This is a genomic window from Microvirga sp. P5_D2, assembly GCF_054049475.1.
Map to the genome: position 1 here is coordinate 1 of NZ_JBFUMH010000142.1, position 13403 is coordinate 13403.

Sequence of the window (13403 nt, forward strand, 5' to 3'; positions counted from 1 at the left end):
GGCTTGAAGTTGTAGCCGTCGAGATGGTTCCTGAAGGTCTTCCCTCCCGCCTCGTGGCCGGTGAGCAGCTTCTGCTTCAGCTCCGGATCGCCGCCGGCGGCCGCGACGAGCGTCGGCAGCCAGTCCTCGGTCGACATGATCTCATTGATGTTGGTGCCCGGCTTTCTGACGCCCGGCCACTTCGCGTGCAGGGGCAGCCGGAAGCCGCCCTCGTAGACCGTGCCCTTCTCGCCGCGGAACGGATGGTTGCCGCCGTCCGGCCAACTGAAGATCTCCGCGCCGTTGTCGCTGGTGAACATCACGATCGTGTCGTCGGCGATGCCGAGTTCGTCCAGCTTGGCGAGCAGCTCGCCCACGACCCAGTCCAACTCGGCCATCGCATCGGCGAACAGGCCGAAGCCGGTCTTGCCGTCCCACTTCTCCGACAGATGCGTCCAGGAGTGGCACCGGGTGGAGTTRTGCCAGAGGAAGAAGGGCTTTCCGGCMTTCACCGAGCGATCGATRAAGTCGCAGGAGMGCTTCACCAGATCCGCGTCGATGTCCTCCATGCTCACCTGTGCGGCGGSATCCATGCCCGGATGCGGCGGCAGGGGCCCCGCGTCCGTGATCTTCTGTTTGCCRACGCGGCCCCAGCGCGGGTCCTCGGTCGGATCGTCGACGTCGGTCGCGACGCTGCTGAYGATGTTGCGCGGGCCGAACTKCGCGAGGAACTTCTCSTCCTTCGGATAATCCGGGTAGTAGGGTTCCTCCATCGCGTTCAGGTGGTAGAGGATGCCGTGGAACTCGTCGAAGCCATGGACCGTGGGCAGGTACTCGTTGCGGTCCCCCAGATGGTTCTTGCCGATCTGCGCCGTCGCGTATCCGAGTGGCTTGAGGAACTGCGCGATCGTCGGATCGCTATCTTGCAGGCCCTGCTTCGCCGCGGGCAGGCCGACCTTCAGCAGCCCYGTGCGAAACGGCGTCTGCCCGGTGATGAAGGCCGCGCGTCCCGCGGTGCAGGATTGCTGTCCGTAGTAATCGGTGAACAGCGCGCCCTCGCGTGCGATCCGGTCGAGGTTCGGCGTGCTCCCTCCCATCATGCCMCGGTGGTAAGCACTGATGTTCCAGATGCCGACGTCGTCGGCCATGATCATGAYGATGTTCGGGGTGTCGGTCTTCGCCATCTCGCTGCTTCCTATGTTGTGCCGAATTGAAATCGTCCTGGAAACTCAACCAAAGGGCCCGACCTGGAAGATCATGCTCACGATGGCCGCGACGCCGACGACAAGCAGGACGACGGCGGTGATCAGGGTGAGCGAGACGGGAAAGTGGCTCTCGCCGTGGACGAGGCCGGCGGCTGTCATCGCCTCGCGCTCGTGGCGCAGGCCGAGCATGAACTGCACGTGGTAGACGATGCCGATGACGAGCATCGCGATGCCGAGCGCAACGAGGGCGACGCCGAAATTGCGGGGCGCGGCGGCATGGGCGATGGTTCCCGCATCCCTGAGTTTCTCGAACACCTGGTAGATCGTGAAGCCGAAGCTGATCAGCGACAGCGAGGTGCGGATCACCGACATCAACGTGCGGTCGGCGCTCATGCGCGTGCGCTGGAACGACATCCCCGTGCGCCGCGACGAGAGCTCGACCGAGATCCGGTCCGGATCGGATTGTGCGGCGACGGGAGGCTTTCCGGTCCGCGGCCTCATGGCATCACCTCGCGCTGCCGGACGAGGGATGATTGAGGCGGCGGGCGATCCGGCTCACTAGGCCACGCAGCAGGACGTAGGGCACGACGGCCAGCAGCAGTGCCACGAGCAGCGCCTCCCCGGGGTAGAAGGTCCCGAGCACCCGCCACTGGTAGATCGCATCCATGCCGATGCCGAGCAGGACGAGGCGCGCCGTCGCCAAGAGGCCTTCGCGCAAGCCCTTCCCGCGTTGGACGGGATCATGGAGAATGGCTCGCAAGTAAGGCGTTCGGTGGGTCCTGGAGTCCCTGATGCCGTCGTGGATGGCGGCAATGATGGCCATCGTGGGCTGGAGAAGGAAGCGGAACGACATCGGGCCGCCGGGCCGTTCGGCGATGTCGCGCCAGAAGCGTTGATGCACCTCCAGGGAGAAGCCGTACCAGGCGATGCCGAGCACGACGAGGCTTGCGGTCAGGATGATCACCATCCAGGCCATGACCACCTGGGTTCTCGTCACGCTCTCCGCCATCAAGCCGCTCCCCGTTCACGCAAGACGCAGCGGAAGCCGATGTGGCTGGTCGAGGTGTCGACGGGATGCGGATGCCGGGCAGCCGGACGGTAGCGGCGGCAGTAGTTCGGGGCGCAGAGATGCGAACCGCCCTTCACGACCTTGCGGGGGATCCTGATCCCGGGCTCGCGCGGATCATGGCTGTTCTCCTCGCATCCGCCGCGCGGGTTGTCGGGGATGCAGCACGCCTTGGGTGCGTCACCGGGATGCTTCGGGCTGTACCAGTCGTCGGTCCATTCCCAGACGTTGCCGATCATGTCGTAAAGGCCGTAGCCGTTCGGCGGGAACGACCCGACGGGCGAGGTGCGCTCGTAGCCGTCCAGCATCGTGTTCTGGAAGGGAAACTGCCCCTGCCAGGTGTTGGCCATCTGCTGACCGCCGGGCGCAAACTCGTCGCCCCAGGCGAACTCGGCGCCATSRAGSYCGCCGCGGGCGGCGACCTCCCACTCGGCCTCGGTCGGCAGGTCCTTGCCGGCCCAACSGGCGTAGGCAAGSGCGTCCRTGTARCTGACATGGACGACCGGATGGTCCTCCAATCCCTTGAGGTTGCTGTTSGGGCCGTACGGCCGTTTCCAGTTCACGCCGAACGCGAAGGTCCACCACTGGCTCCAGTCACGCAGGTCCACCGGGTGCCCAGGCGGCGTGAACAGGAGGGAGCCGGCCCTTAGCATCTCCCGTTTGGCCCCTGGATAGTCCCTCGCATCGGGCACCCTCTCGGCCGTCGTCACGTGGCCCGTGGCCTGGACGAAGGCCTTGAACTGGCGGTTGGTGATCGGCGTCGCGTCCATCCAGAAGCCGTCGACCGTCACGCGGTGCACCGGAGCTTCCTCTGGGTAGTGGTCGTTCGACCCCATGGCAAAGGTGCCGCCCGGAATCCAGAGCATGTCGGCGCGCGGTGGATCGCCAGGGGATCTAGTCGTGTCATGCGGCCCCGGATCGAGGAGGGTCATGCCTGCTTCCCTCGCCCATTGAACATGGACCGCAGTTGCGGTGTCGAGGAGGAAAGGACCGCCCGCCAGGTCGACGCGGGCGGGTCGGACGCGCCGACGGTTGCGGCACGAGGTTCCTGGCGATCCATGGGCTCCTCCCTCGGGTTACGCAACCACTCGGAACTGGAGACACGCCAACAAGGCAATCGAAAAACGGGGGCTCGCCCGGAGCCTGCAACGCGCACAGGAACATTAACTTATGTTATCAATTAGGCAGACGGACGGTCGCGGCAAGGAACCAATGCGGCAGCCCGGTCCCGCAGGCGCCATCAACCGGACCATGCCCACCGACCTGCCTTCGCTCTGAATGGCCGCTTCGGGTCAACCTTTCACATTCCGGTTGTCCAGCGAACGTCAGCTCTCAAGCGCCGAAGCTGACCAAGTTCATTCGTCTCATGAGTGCCATTTCGAGACATTCCCGGTGCTCTTACTAATCATAGGCCAGGAGCCAATTCAGACTGTCACCTGGGTTCCCACCTCAACCACGCGCCCGGTGGGGATCTGGAAGAAGTCGGTGGCGTCGCTCGCGGACTTGGCGAGACTGATGAACAGCTTGTCCTGCCAGAACGGCATACCGCCATGGACTGAGGGCCGGATCGAGCGGCGCGAGACGAAGAACGATGTGGCCATGATGTCGAACTTGAAGCCCTGCTTGCGCAGGAGGGCGAGGCCCCGTGGGATGTTCGGCGCCTCCATGTAGCCGAAGCTCATCGTCGCGCGCCAGAACGAGTCACCCAGGTGCTCGATCTGGACGCGCTTGTCATCGGCAACGCGCGGCGCATCCTCGGTCTTCACCGTCAGCACCACGTTCTGCTCGTGAAGGATCTTGTTGTGCTTGAGGTTGTGCAGGAGGGCCGCCGGGGCGCTGTCGGAATCACTCGTCATGAACACGGCTGTGCCCTTCACTCGATGCGGCTGGCTCTTCTCCAGCATGCTAATAAGTTCAAGCAGCGGCACGTCGCCTTTTCGGGTCTTCTCGAACAGGATGCGCGTACCGCGCCGCCACGTCAGCATCAGCGTGACCAGCAGCGCACCGACTAGCAGCGGCATCCACCCGCCCTGCGGGATCTTGAGGGCATTCGCGGCCAGGAAGATCGTGTCGACGATCAGGAACGGGGCAATGACGGCCGCCGACAGCCACAGCGGCCATTTCCAGAACCGCCAGACCACGAAGAACGCCATGATGGCGGTGACCACCATCGTGCCCGTAACGGCGATCCCGTAGGCGTGCGCCAGGGCGCTGGAGCTCTTGAAGGTGATGACCAGGAACAGGACAGCAAGCAGCAGAAGGAAGTTGACCTTGGGCAYGTAGATCTGGCCCTTCTCCGTCTCGGACGTCCACCGGATCTCCATTCGGGGCAGCAGGCCGAGCTGGATCGCCTGCTGGGTCAGGGAGAACGCCCCCGTGATCACCGCCTGGCTGGCGATGATGGTGGCGATGGTTGCCATGCCAACCATCGGCAGCAGCGCCCAATCGGGATACAGCAGGAAGAACGGGTTCTCGATCTTGGCCGGATCTGCCAGGAGCAGTGCGCCCTGCCCGATGTAGTTCAGGGCAAGGCACGGCAGAACGAGCCCCAGCCAAGCCGTCTGGATCGGCCGGCGGCCAAAATGGCCCATGTCGGCATAGAGCGCCTCCGCGCCGGTCACGGACAGGAACACCGCCCCGAGGGCGAACAGGCCCTCCGTGCCGTGGGTGGCGAGAAACACGACGCCGTAGGTCGGGCTGATCGCGGCCAGGATGCTGGGGTCGTCCGTGATGTGAACCAGCCCGCCGAGTGCCATGAGCACGAACCACACGGCGGTGATCGGGCCGAACCAGGTTGCGACGCGGGCTGTGCCATGGCTCTGCACCGAGAACAGGCCGACCAGGATCACGAGGCTGAGGGGCAGGACATAATGCGCGAAGGCGGGGCTTGCGACCGTCAGGCCCTCGACAGCCGAGAGCACCGAGATCGCCGGCGTGATGATGGCATCGCCATAGAACAGGGCTGCCCCGATCATGCCGAGCAGGGTGATGATGAGCACGTTATGGCCCATGGCTCTCTGGGCGAGCGCCATCAACGTGAGCGTGCCGCCCTCGCCGTTGTTGTCGGCGCGCAGAATGAACAGCACGTATTTGATCGTCACGATGAAGATCAGCGCCCACAGGATCAGCGACACGATCCCGAACACCATCTCGCGGGTGACAGGGCTGCCCGCCGCCGCGGCCGAGAGCGACTCCTTCAGCGCATAAAGCGGGCTCGTGCCGATGTCGCCGTAGACCACACCCAGCGTCCCGAGCGTCATGATCCAGAAGCCAGACGCCTGTGGGGACGACGGCTGGACTGTCGGCTCCGCCGGACGGGGCTGGCTGGAGGCGGTTGCGGTCATTTATCTCTCCACCTCATGGCTGATGGCGGCCGCATCGGACCGATCCATCCGCCTAAACACTGTGACATTGCTCGGACCATGGCCTTGGGCCTTCTGAACTTGGGCCTGAACAAAGGCACCGAGGATCGCGAGGGCCGGATTGCCGTGCTGGAACTCAGCCACATCCTCGACCCAATTTATCGCCAGCCCTCGAACGCAGATCGCACAGTTCCAACGGCTGTCGTCGCAGGAGAGGCGATGGATCACCCAGTCGGGCAGTTCCCAGCCGATCAGCCAGAAGCCCAGGTCAACCCAAGCCTCAGCTTCGATCAGGCGCTCCACGAGAGCGTTCGGTCTGATAGAAGACTTGAGCCGGGGACAGGCATATTCCAGCACATCGGCCACGAGGCCGGTCCGCGGTTGGGAGGCCGCCTCGATCCGAGACAGAAGGGAGCGGAGGTCCCGCTCCAGATTTTGCTTCGGCCACATCTTGGCTGTCCCGACAGGTCAGGACCGGACAACCTGCGTTCCAACGCCTGCAATCCAGCCCCGACCTCTCGGATCAGACATGGCCAGGTGCGCATAAAAAATCGATTGGGAAGTGAGGGGCCCAGTATAAAGGCCACATAAAGACGTCCGCTCGGACGGAGCCTAGACGGCATCCAGCAGGCGGTAGCCGATGCCCGGTTCGGTGAGGATGAAGCGCGGGTCGGACGGGTTCGGCTCGATCTTCTGCCGAAGCTGGCCAATATAGACCCGCAGGTATTGGGTGTCGCTCTCGTGGGCGGTGCCCCAAACGGCGGTGAGGATCTGCTTGTGCGTTACCACCTTGCCCGCATGGCGCGCTAGGAAGGCGAGAAGGTCGAACTCCTTTGGACTTAAGTTTACCTCCTCGCCCTGCCAGGTGATCCGACGCCGGGGCACATCAATCTCCAGTCCTCCCACGCTGACGACGGGCGTCTCACCCTTGCGCTGCATGCGGTGGCGCAGGGCCGTGCGCAGCCGGGCCATGAGCTCGCCGATCCCGAACGGCTTATTGACAAAATCGTCCGCGCCGAGATCGAGGGCGGCGATCTTCTCCGCCTCCCGGTCGCGGGCCGAGAGCACGATGATCGGGATGTCCGACCATTCGCGCACCCGGGCGATCACGTCCTTGCCGTCCAGATCGGGAAGACCAAGGTCGAGCACGACCACGTCAGGGGCGTCGCCGGCGATGCGCTTCAAGCCCWCGCCGGCGGTTCCGGCGCTGATGACCTCGTACTCGTTCACCTCAAGGGCCGGCCGGAGGAAACGATGGATTGCCGGCTCATCGTCGATGACGAGCACCCGTGTCGGATGGGTCATGGGTTCTGCTCCTCCAGGGGCAACCGGATCACGATGCGGGTGCCGTGCCCGTTCGCGACTGGGCTTTCGGCTGCAATCGACCCGCTATGCCCCTCGACGATCCCTTTCGCGATGGCAAGTCCCAGTCCGGTGCCTTGGCCCCCGTCACCATCCTGTTCTCGGCCACGGGCAAACTTCTCGAAGACCTTCGGGAGCAGTGTCGGCGAGATACCTGGGCCATTGTCCGTCATGGACAGCACGATCTCGCCTCCCTCCCGATGCGCCGCAAGCTCGACTTGCGCCTCCGGTCCCGCATAACGGACGGCATTGCCGACGATATTCGCCAGGGCCTGATCGAGCAGGGAGGGATCGGCCCGAACGAAAGGCAGCTCCGGCTCGACATTGAGACGGAAGGCCTGCGTTGCTCCTCGTCTCTTAGCGAGAGCCACAGCCCGGTCGAACGCCTCCCGCACATCGACCCAGTCGCGGCGGAGCTCAAGGGCACCGGCCTCCACCCGGGTCATCGACAGCAGGTTGCGGACCATCCGGTCAAGGTGCTCCGCCTCGTCCTTCACCTGATCCAGCAGGTCCCGCCTGGAAGGCTCCGGCAGCCTCGGCCCATAGTCGATCAGGCTGGTCGTCGCGCCGAGAATGGACGCGAGAGGAGTCCGGAAATCGTGGCTGATCGATGCCAGCAGCGTGTTGCGCACTCGTTCTGACTCGGCGGCCGTGTTAGCCGCCACGATCTCCCGCGTCAGCCGCGCCCGCTCCAGCGCCGCCGCGGTCAGCTCCGCCACCGTCTCGGCCAGGGTGCGGATTTCGGGATCAAGCGCGGACCCGTCGAGAGCGACGCCCATGACGCCGACACGGCCATGGGAGGAACGCAACGGCAGGAAAAGCCAGCGGGCCGATGGCAGCGTGTCCGTCCCGGCGCCTGCCGCCTCATCCTTCTCGTACGCCCAGCGGGCCGCCGAGGCCGACGCCGTGTCGAGCTCGTCCTCCGGCGGCCAGGAAGCCGCCAGTTCAAGGGTGTCGCCCTCGGGCAGGAGGATCGCCGCGGGCCGGTTGAGATATCCACTCAGTTCGACAGCAGCCCCCTCGGCGACCGCGCTCGCATTGGGGAAGCTGGAGAGCCGACGGGTGAACTCGTAGAGCCGCCGCGTCGCCCGCGCCCGGCTGACGGCCGCTGCCGCCTGTTCCCGCGCCCGCCCGGCCAAGGCAGAGGTCAGGACCGCTGCGCCAAGGAAGATGAACAGGGCCAGCAGCTCGTGCGGGCGCGCGACCGTGAAGGTGTAGACCGGGTCGATGAAGAAGAAATTGTAGCCGAGGAAGGACAGGATCGAGCTGACAACGGCCGGCCAGATCCCGAACCGGACGGCGGCGAACAGCACCGCCACCAGGAAGATCATGGAGATATTCGGCAGCGATACCACGGAGGCCATCGCCCGCCCGACCGCAATCGCTCCGGCCACGGCAAGAGCCGACCACAGGAAGGGGGTCCACGGCTGATCCAGCCTCACCCGTGGCAGGCGGTCCCGCCAGCGCGCCTTCCGAGTCTGCCCGTCCTTGGCGGTCACGACGTGAATGGCGATGTCCTCGGCGTGGTGAACCAGTTGGTGCGGCAGGGAGCGCCCGACGAGTTCGGACCACCAGCCGCCACGGGATCGTCCTACCACGATCTGGGTGACGTTCTCAAACCGGGCGAAGCGCAGAAGCTCCTGGACGATGTCGCCGGCTACCAGCGTCTTCGCCTCGTCGGCACCGAGCCGGGCGGCGAGCTGGAGCGTATCATTCAGACGGTTTCGCCCGTCGTCCCCAAGGCTCTCGCCCGGGCGCTCGACAGTCACGRCCATCCAGGGTGCGCCAATCGCCTCCGCCAAGCGCTTGGCGTGGCGCACGACCGCCGGGGAGATCTCGTCGGCGCCGACGCAGACCAGGATGCGTTCGCCAGCGGCCCACGGCCCCTCGACGCCGCTGCCCTGCATCCGCTCCAGCAGGTCGCTGTCGATGCGCTCGGCCGCGCGGCGCAGCGCCAGTTCACGCAACGCCACGAGGTTGTTAGGGCGAAAGAAGTTGTCGACCGCCCGTGCGGCCGTGTCCTGAACATAGACCTTGCCCTCGGACAATCGCTTGAGGAGCTCGTCCGGCGGCAGGTCGACAAGGACCAGCTCGTCCGCCTCGTCGAAGACCGCATCGGGCACGGTCTCGCGCACGCGGACCCGCGTGATGCGTTGGACCACGTCGTTCAGGCTTTCGAGATGCTGGATGTTCAGTGTCGTCCAGACGTCGATCCCGGCCGCCAGCAACTCCTCGATATCCTGCCATCGCTTCGGATGGCGGCTGCCGGGAGCATTCGTATGGGCGTATTCATCAACCAGGATCAGTTCCGGATGGCGTTTCAAGGCAGCGTCGAGATCGAACTCCTGCACCATCCGCCCGCGGTAGGGAACGGCAAGACGGGGCAGGATCTCGAAGCCCTGAAGGAGCTCCTCGGTTTCCTGACGCCCGTGGGTTTCGACGAGGCCGATGGTGACCTCCGTTCCCTCATCGCGCACCGTTCGGGCGGCTTGAAGCATGGCATAGGTCTTTCCCACGCCGGGCGCCGCCCCCAGAAAGATCCTGAGGCGGCCGCGTCCCTCCCGGTTGGCCAGGGTGAGCAGCGCATCGGGCGAGGCACGGGGCATCTCGGTCAGGGCCATGAGGGCTTACGCCTCCGTCGTCTCAGGATACATCACGCCCACGTTGGGAACCCAGCCCGTCGAGTGCCCGGTTGACCAGGAGAACGTTGACGCGGGGTTCCCCGAAAATCCCGAAGGTCCGCCCTTCGGTCGCGATCTCGATCACGTACCAGACCTGCTCCTCCGGGAGGTTCCGAGCCGCGGCGATGCGGGGCACCTGTGCCAACGCGAAGGCCGGGGAGACATGCGGGTCAAGGCCGCTGCCCGAGGTGGTGACGGCATCCCCTGGGATCGGCTGCGCTAGGCCGGCTTTACGCCACGTCTCGGACGATGCCGCAAGGCGATCCGCCAGCTTCGCGGAGGTCGGACCGAGGTTGGAGCCGGTCGAGGCAGACGCGTTGTAGGGCGCATCCACGGTCTTCGTCGGATCCGTCGGATCGGGAGCGCTGGTGGCCGACGGGCGCGGCCAGAGATAGCGGTCGGACGTGAAGGCCTGCCCGATCAGCTCGGAGCCGACGACACGGTCATCCTGCACGATCAGGCTGCCATTCGCCTGAGCGGGGAAAAGGAGCTGCCCGAGGCCCGTGACGGCAAAGGGATAGGCGAGCCCCGTCAGGGCCGTGAACAGCACGAGCAGAACGAGCGCGGGACGAAGATGAGACATGTTCGGTTCCAAATTTAAGCCCAGCCGATCACTGTTACGGCGAGGTCGATAATCTTGATGCCGATGAAGGGCACTAGAAGCCCGCCGAGGCCGTAGATCAGCAGATTGCGCCGCAGCAGGGTTGCGGCCCCCAGGGGACGGTACGGAATGCCGCGCAAGGCCAGCGGGATCAGCGCGATGATGATGAGGGCGTTGAAGATCACCGCCGACAGGATGGCGCTCTGCGGCGTCGACAGGCCCATGACGTTGAGCGCCCCGAGCTCGGGAATCGCGGCCACGAACAGCGCCGGGATGATGGCGAAGTACTTCGCCACGTCGTTGGCGATAGAAAACGTCGTGAGCGACCCGCGCGTCATCAGGAGTTGCTTGCCGATGCCGACGATCTCGATGAGCTTCGTTGGGTTCGAGTCGAGATCCACCATGTTGCCGGCCTCGCGGGCCGCCTGCGTGCCCGACTGCATCGCAACGCCGACATCCGCCTGGGCCAGGGCCGGGGCATCGTTCGTGCCGTCGCCGCACATGGCCACGAGGCGTCCTTCCGTTTGCGCACGGCGGATGTAATCGAGCTTGTCCTGCGGGGTTGCCTCGGCGATGAAGTCATCGACGCCCGCTTCCGAGGCGATTGCCGCCGCCGTCACCGGATTGTCGCCGGTGACCATGACGGTGCGGATGCCCATGCGGCGCAGCTCGGAGAAGCGCTCCTTGATGTCGGGCTTGACCACGTCCTTGAGATGGATAACGCCTAGCAGCCGGGTTCCGTCGGCGAGCCCGAGCGGCGTTCCGCCCGAGCGGGCGATGCGGTCTACGGCGGCGGCGAAGCCCTGATCCGACACGTTGCGTCCGCTGGCATCACGCACGAAGCGGAGCACGGCATCGACCGCTCCCTTGCGCAAGGCCCGGTTGCCAACGTCGACGCCGGAGAGGCGTGTGGTTGCTGAGAATTCGATGAAGCGGGCACCTTCCGGATTCCGGTCCGGAGACCGTTGGCCGTATTTCTCCTGGACGAGCGCCACGATGGAGCGGCCCTCCGCCGTCTCGTCCGCAAGGCTCGCCAGGAGGGCGGCTTCCGCCGCCTCGCGCTCCGTGACGCCGGATACCGGGATGATCTCGGACGCCATCCGGTTGCCGAAGGTGATGGTGCCCGTCTTGTCGAGGAGCAATGTGTCCACGTCGCCTGCCGCCTCAACCGCCCGCCCGGACATGGCGAGCACATTGAAGCGGATGAGGCGATCCATGCCGGCGACGCCGATGGCCGAAAGCAGGCCGCCGATGGTCGTCGGGATCAGCGTCACGAGAAGCGCCACGAGCACCGGGACCGGGACGTCGGCTCCGGAGTGGCGGCCCAGCCCGGACAGCGTCACCACGGCGATGAGGAACACGATGGTCATGCCCGCCAGCAGGACGTTGAGGGCAATCTCGTTCGGCGTTTTCTGCCGCTCGGCGCCTTCCACGAGGGCGATCATCCGGTCCAGGAACGAGGAGCCGGGCGCGGCCGTGATCCGCGCGATCAGCCAGTCAGAGATCACCGTCGTGCCGCCCGTGACGGCGGAGCGGTCGCCGCCGGACTCGCGGATCACGGGCGCGGACTCGCCTGTGATGGCGGCCTCGTTGACCGAGGCGATGCCTTCCACCACCTCGCCGTCACCCGGGATCAGGTCGCCGGCCTCGACGAGCACGAGATCGCCGATGTCGAGGTCGAGCGCCGATACGTTGGCGTGGAGATCCTTGCGTTCAGGGTCGTACAGACGCTTGGCGACAGTCTGCGTCCGCGCCTGGCGCAGGGTGTCAGCCTGGGCCCGGCCGCGCCCTTCGGCCACGGCTTCCGCGAAATTGGCGAAGATCACCGTGAACCAGAGCCAGGCCGCGATCTGCCCCGTGAAGAAGGCAGACGCGCCTGTCGCGAGATCTCGTACGGAGAGAACGGTCACCAGAAGCGCCACCACTTCCGTCACGAAGATGACGGGATTACGGATGAGGTCGCCGGGATTGAGCTTCCTGAGGGCGTCGAGAACCGCCTGGCGCAGGATCGTTCCATCGAACATCGAGATGGTCGGTTGAATATGTTTGCTCATGGAGCACCTGTCAGAATGTTTTTCCGGCCAGCATCAGCACCTGCTCGGCGATGGGACCGAGGGCGAGAGCGGGGAAGAACTGAAGGCCGCCGAGGATCAGGATCACGCCGATCAGGAGACCGATGAAGAGGGGGCCGTGGGTCGGGAAGGTCCCTGTTGATGCCTCCAGCCTGGTCTTCGCCGCCAGCGAGCCTGCGATGGCGAGCATCGGCACGATGTAGGCGAAGCGGCCCAGCAACATCGCGAGCCCGAGCGTCGTGTTGTACCAGGGCGAGTTGGCGGTGAGTCCGGCGAAGGCGGAGCCATTGTTGCCGGCTGCGGACGAATAGGCGTAAAGGATCTCGGACAGGCCATGCGGGCCGGAATTGAGCAATCCGGCCAAGCCCTGTGGGATCACGGCGGCGACGGCCGAGAAGCCCAGGATCGCGGTCGGCAGGATAAGGACGGCAAGCATCGCCATCTTGACCTCCTTCGCTTCGATCTTCTTGCCCAGGTATTCCGGCGTGCGACCGACCATGAGGCCCGCGACGAACACGGCGATGATCGCCATGACGAGGATGCCGTAGAGTCCGGATCCGACGCCGCCCGGCAGGATCTCGCCGAGCTGGATCAGGAACATCGGGATCAGGCCACCGATAGGCGTGAAGCTCGCATGCATGGAATTGACCGCACCCGTGGACAGGCCGGTGGTCACCGCGGCCCACAAGGCCGACAACGCAAGCCCGAAACGAACTTCCTTGCCCTCCATGTTGCCGTCGGCAGGATTGATACCCGCCGCGTGCAGCATCGGCGTGCCGGCCGCTTCCGCCGCGTAGGTGATCGCGATGCCTGCCACGAGCAGGACACCCATCACCCAGACCAGGGCGCGCGCCTGCCGAGTGTCGCCGACCAGACGACCGAAAGCGAAGACGACAGCCACCGAGACCACCAGCATCTGCCAGACCTGCACGAAATTCGTGAGCGCCGTCGGATTCTCAAAGGGATGAGCGGCATTCACGTTGAAGAAGCCGCCGCCATTGGTGCCAAGCTGYTTGATGGCGATCTGGCTTGCGACGGGACCGATAGCGATGGTCTGCTTGACGCCCTCCAGGGT

The 13403-nt window shown here is 65.4% G+C and carries 11 protein-coding genes; all 11 read right to left on the minus strand.

Going from position 1 to position 13403, the window contains the following annotated elements:
* A partial coding sequence (locus tag ACXJKO_RS24355) for a sulfatase-like hydrolase/transferase (protein ID WP_457093663.1) occupies positions 1 to 1196 on the minus strand: 1196 nt, incomplete at its 3' end.
* Between the two features lie 12 nt (positions 1197 to 1208).
* On the minus strand, positions 1209 to 1685 hold the full coding sequence (locus tag ACXJKO_RS24360) for a YidH family protein (protein WP_457093653.1): 477 nt from the start codon (positions 1683 to 1685) through the stop codon (positions 1209 to 1211).
* A gap of 4 nt (positions 1686 to 1689) precedes the next feature.
* Entirely contained in the window at positions 1690 to 2193 is a 504-nt protein-coding gene (locus ACXJKO_RS24365; RefSeq protein ID WP_457093654.1) for a hypothetical protein, read from the minus strand.
* Positions 2193 to 3116, minus strand: a complete 924-nt coding sequence (locus ACXJKO_RS24370; RefSeq protein ID WP_457093655.1) for a formylglycine-generating enzyme family protein — start codon at positions 3114 to 3116, stop codon at positions 2193 to 2195. Before ACXJKO_RS24370 ends, ACXJKO_RS24365 begins: the two co-directional genes overlap by 1 nt.
* 558 nt (positions 3117 to 3674) lie before the next feature.
* Entirely contained in the window at positions 3675 to 5594 is a 1920-nt protein-coding gene (locus ACXJKO_RS24375; protein WP_457093656.1) for a potassium transporter Kup, read from the minus strand.
* Positions 5595 to 6062 (minus strand): hypothetical protein, encoded by a 468-nt coding sequence (locus ACXJKO_RS24380; protein WP_457093657.1) that lies wholly within the window; start codon positions 6060 to 6062, stop codon positions 5595 to 5597. It abuts the gene before it with no gap.
* A 162-nt stretch (positions 6063 to 6224) separates the two neighbouring features.
* Positions 6225 to 6917 carry a winged helix-turn-helix domain-containing protein gene (locus tag ACXJKO_RS24385; RefSeq protein ID WP_457093658.1) on the minus strand — a complete coding sequence of 231 codons (693 nt, stop codon included), beginning with the start codon at positions 6915 to 6917 and terminating at the stop codon, positions 6225 to 6227.
* The gene (locus ACXJKO_RS24390; protein WP_457093659.1) at positions 6914 to 9595 is read right to left on the minus strand and encodes a DUF4118 domain-containing protein; all 2682 of its coding nucleotides are present in this window, start codon (positions 9593 to 9595) and stop codon (positions 6914 to 6916) included. Before ACXJKO_RS24390 ends, ACXJKO_RS24385 begins: the two co-directional genes overlap by 4 nt.
* A 22-nt stretch (positions 9596 to 9617) precedes the next feature.
* A complete protein-coding gene (gene kdpC / locus ACXJKO_RS24395) occupies positions 9618 to 10238 on the minus strand; it encodes a potassium-transporting ATPase subunit KdpC (RefSeq protein ID WP_457093660.1) in 621 nt (206 codons plus the stop codon).
* A 14-nt stretch (positions 10239 to 10252) separates the two neighbouring features.
* Positions 10253 to 12310 (minus strand): potassium-transporting ATPase subunit KdpB, encoded by a 2058-nt coding sequence (kdpB, locus tag ACXJKO_RS24400; protein ID WP_457093661.1) that lies wholly within the window; start codon positions 12308 to 12310, stop codon positions 10253 to 10255.
* 10 nt (positions 12311 to 12320) lie between these two features.
* Positions 12321 to 13403: potassium-transporting ATPase subunit KdpA (gene kdpA, locus ACXJKO_RS24405; RefSeq protein ID WP_457093662.1), on the minus strand; the 1083-nt coding region annotated here is incomplete at its 5' end.